This window comes from Microbacterium resistens NBRC 103078, from assembly GCF_001552355.1.
GTDB classification, from domain to species: Bacteria; Actinomycetota; Actinomycetes; order Actinomycetales; family Microbacteriaceae; genus Microbacterium; species Microbacterium resistens.
In genome coordinates this window covers 1-3,483 of the sequence record NZ_BCRA01000187.1, presented here as the reverse complement: position 1 = coordinate 3,483, position 3,483 = coordinate 1, and the positions used below count along the sequence as shown (strand labels likewise).

At 73.6% G+C, this 3,483-nt stretch carries 3 protein-coding genes; 1 reads left to right on the top strand and 2 read right to left on the bottom strand.

All coding sequences use genetic code 11. The features are described from left to right. A partial coding sequence (locus MR1_RS18685) for an SMP-30/gluconolactonase/LRE family protein (protein WP_255218202.1) occupies nucleotides 1–907 on the top strand: 907 nt, incomplete at its 5' end. A gap of 425 nt (nucleotides 908–1,332) precedes the next feature. On the opposite strand, the gene MR1_RS18680 is transcribed toward MR1_RS18685, so the two are convergent. Beyond that, entirely contained in the window at nucleotides 1,333–2,196 is an 864-nt protein-coding gene (locus MR1_RS18680) for a fumarylacetoacetate hydrolase family protein (RefSeq protein ID WP_067250676.1), read from the bottom strand. A 35-nt stretch (nucleotides 2,197–2,231) separates the two neighbouring features. Beyond that, on the bottom strand, nucleotides 2,232–3,239 hold the full coding sequence (locus MR1_RS18675; RefSeq protein ID WP_067250673.1) for a C-terminal binding protein: 1,008 nt from the start codon (nucleotides 3,237–3,239) through the stop codon (nucleotides 2,232–2,234). Nucleotides 3,240–3,483: the final 244 nt, after the last annotated feature.

Genomic DNA, 3,483 nt, shown 5'->3' with positions numbered 1-3,483 from the left:
ATCCGATCCCCGCCCCGGATCCGCTGCGAACCCCGGGACGCGACCGGCGGTGACGCCCGAGAACGTCACCGGCCCCGTCGCCCGCCACGCCGAGGCGCCCGTGTGGTGGCCGGGATGGGGCGGGCTGCGCTGGGTCGACGGGGATGCCGGGGACCTCCTGACCCTCACGGACCGCGGCGTGCGGCGGCAGCACGTGGATGACCGCTACCTGGCCTTCGCACGGCCGCGCCGGTCGGGCGGGTTCGTGGCGGTGGGCGCGCAGGATCTGTACCTCGCGGACGACCCGGAAGGACCCGCGCACCCGGTCCTGCGCCTGCTCGACGGCACCGGCACCCGGATGAACGACGGCTGCTGCGATCCCCGCGGCCGCCTCCTCGCCGGCTCCATGGCGACCGACGACGCGTCGGGCACGGGCGTGTTGCGGCGGATCGATCCGGCGCCCGACGGAGCCACGGCGACGACGCTCCTGCGCGGGATCACGTGCTCCAACGGACTCGGCTTCGCCCCGGACGCGCGCCGCGCCTACTACGTCGACACGGCGACGCGGCGGATCGACGTCCTCGACGTGCACGACGGCGAGCTCGACGGGCGACGCACGTTCGCCGCGTTCCCCGAGGACGCCGGGTTCCCGGACGGCCTCACCGTCGCCGCGGACGGCAGCGTGTGGGTGGCGGGATGGGGCGGCGGCGCCGTGCTCGGCTTCGACAAGGACGGCGCGCTGCAGGAGCGGATCGTCCTTCCGGTGCCGCAGGTGAGCGCGTGCACCTTCGGCGACGACGACCTCGGCACCCTGTACGTCACGACGTCGGCGCAGGGGCTGGATCCCGATCACGGGACCGCGGCCGGATCCGTGTTCGCCGTGCGCCCGGGCGTCCGTGGCCTCCCGGTGACGCCGTACGCCGGCTGACCCGCGCCCGCCCCCGGTCGTTGAGCGAGGAGCGCAGCGACGAGACGAAACGGCTCCCAGCCCGGGTCACCGCGTTTCGACTCGCTGCGCTCGCTCAACGACCGAGAAGCACCCCCGGTCGTTGAGCGAGGAGCGCAGCGACGAGACGAAACGGCTCCCAGCCCGGGTCACGACGTTTCGACTCGCTGCGCTCGCTCAACGACCGAGATGCACCGCGCCGACCCCGGTCGTTGAGCGAGGAGCGCAGCGACGAGACGAAACGCGCCCACCCCGGGTCGCCGCGTTTCGACTCGCTGCGCTCGCTCAACGACCGAGTACGGGCACCCACCCGGCTGCGCTCGCTCAACGACTGACGGGCTGGGCCCGCGGCACGGTCGCACTCAGCGGGAAGGACCGTGCCGCGGGCGCAGCCCGCCGGCGGCGCCTCAGGCCACGACGGCGCGCCGCAGCCGCTGCCGCTGGCGCCCGAGTCCCTCGATCTCCACGGTCATCTCATCCCCGTCCCGGAGGTACGGGAAGCGGCCGGACAGCGCCACGCCCTGCGGCGTCCCGGTGTTGATGACGTCGCCCGGCTCCAGCACCATGAACTGGCTCAGGTGGTGCACGAGCTCCCACACCGGGAAGATCATGTCGGCGGTGGACGAGTCCTGACGCGGCTCGCCGTTGACCCAGGAGCGGAGCCGCAGCGCCTGCGGATCCACCTCCTCGGCGGGCACGAGCACCGGCCCCAGGGGGTTGAACGTCTCGGCGCACTTGCCCTTGGACCACTGGCCGCCGGAGGCGTCGAGCTGGTAGGCGCGCTCCGACACGTCGTTCGACACGGCGTACCCCGCGATCACGTCTCTCGCCGCGGCGGGTCCGGACAGATAGCGGGCGGTGCGGCCGATGACCACCGCCAGCTCCACCTCCCAGTCCACCTTCTCCGCGCCCGGGGGCAGCAGCACGTCGTCGTCGGGGCCCACGACGGTGTTCGGGTGCTTGAAAAACACGATCGGCTCAACGGGCGGCGCGGATCCCGACTCCGCGGCGTGCGCGGCGTAGTTCTGCCCGACGCAGATGACGGCCGTCGGACGCGCGATCGGCGCCCCGGTGCGCCACTGCTCGACCGTCGGGTCCGCGACCGGCAGACGCCCTTCCCGCAGCGCCGCCCGTACGCGCCCGATCCCGTCGTCGGCGAGGAAGGCGCCGTCGATCTCCGCGGTGACGGACGACAGCTCGCGCAGCGTCCCCTCGTCGTCCCGCACGAACGGGCGCTCCCGGCCCGGCTCTCCTCGGCGCATCAGCTGCATGGTCTTCCTCTCGTTCGGGTCCGGGTGCGTGCGGATCAGCGCGAGGTCGGCGCGACGTCCGCGGAGGCTCCGCGCACGGCCCGGTCGGGGTTGACGATCGCGTCCACCCGCTCTCCGGCCAGGAAGCGGACGATGTTCTCGGCGGCGTGCACCGGCAGATCCTGCAGCGCCTCAGGCGAGTACCAGGCCGCGTGGGGCGTGAGCAGGACGTTCGGGGCGTCTCGGAGAGCGGCGCCGGCCGCCAGCGGCTCCTCCTCGAACACGTCCAGCGCCGCCGCGCCGATCCGCCCGTCGTGCAGCGCCGCGACCAGTGCGGTCTCGTCGATCAGCGGACCGCGACAGGTGTTCACGATCACCGCTCCCGGCTTCATCGCGGCGATCGCCGCCGCATCCACGAGGTGGCGGGTGTCGGCCGTCAGCGGCACGTGCAGGGTGAGGATGTCCGCCTCGGCGAGAGCCTCATCGATCGCGACCGGCTCGCAACCGGCCGCCCGCACCGCCTCGTCGGGGGCGTAGGGGTCGGCGACCAGGACGCGGAAGCCGAGACCCCGGCATCCGCGCGCGACGAGCGACCCGATCCGCCCGAACCCGAGCACGGAGATCGTCGTGCGGGATGGCCGCACGGCCATCGGCTGCGCGGCCACGGCGCGCCACTCGCCCCGGCGGACCGCACGGTCGTAGGCGAGGAGCCCGCGGGCCTGCGCCATGATCAGGGCGACCGTGTGGGCGGCGACCTCCTCGATGCAGTAGCTCGGGGTGTTGGCGACCGCGATCCCCCGCTCGGAGGCGGCGGCGACGTCGATCATGTCGTACCCGATGCCGAGCCGGCTGATCATGCGCAGTCGCGGCATCCGGTCCATGAGAGCCCCGTCGATCCGGTGCCACTGCACGATGAGGCCTTCCGCCTCGGCGCCGAGCTCGGCGATCCGGTCGTCGGTCGCCTCGGGGGCGCGGACGGCGCGGAGCCCAGCGGCGCGGAGCGTCCGCTCGGCGGCATCGCCGGGCAGGTCGCAGTCGGTGAGGAGGATCAGGGACTCAGCCATGACACCAAATGCTATAGCATCTAGCACCCGCGGGCGACCGCCGGGCCGGCGAGCCATCCGGCCCGCCGGTCCGACGCTCATCCCTCCCGCGCCGGCACGGTGCAGCAGTCCTATGCCGACATGCAGGAGTTCGCCGGCGAGACCCGGCCCGTCTGGGTGACGGAGATGGGGTTCCCGACCCATCATGAGGGCGTCTCCGAGCTCGACCAGGGCCGGATGCTGGTGCGGAACGAGACGCTGGCCT